Source organism: Limnospira sp. PMC 1279.21, assembly GCF_032349615.1.
Taxonomy (GTDB): Bacteria; Cyanobacteriota; Cyanobacteriia; order Cyanobacteriales; family Microcoleaceae; genus Limnospira; species Limnospira fusiformis.
Genome location: NZ_JARPLU010000570.1, coordinates 1 through 379 on the forward strand (window position 1 = coordinate 1; position 379 = coordinate 379).

General features: G+C 40.6%; 1 pseudogene. It reads left to right on the forward strand.

What is annotated here, in order from left to right:
• Positions 1 to 379 (forward strand): annotated as a pseudogene (locus tag P5683_RS25990) (RNA-guided endonuclease TnpB family protein); the annotation flags it as partial.

Below are 379 nucleotides of genomic sequence, written 5' to 3' on the forward strand. Positions count from 1 at the left end.
ACTCCATCAAAAAGGTTTTTACTCATTATGTGAAACCTCAATATCCTTGGATGTCCGAATTGTCTTCTAGAGTTTATCAATATGCCTTCATTAATCTAGGGGATGCCTTTAAGCGCTTCTTCAAAGGAATAAGCAGTTATCCTAAATTTAAGAAGAAAGGCCACCATGATAGCTTTACCCTTGACAATTGCGGCCAACCATTCAATCTGTCAGGAACTCGCCATAAGCTGCCTTTTGTGGGCTGGGTTTCTACATTTGAGGCTCTACCACCCAGTCTAGTTAAGAAAGTCACTATAACGCGCCAAGCAGGTGACTGGTATATTAGCTTTTTCGTAGAAATCACACCAGAAATCACACCTAAATATCGAGAGAGAATCGA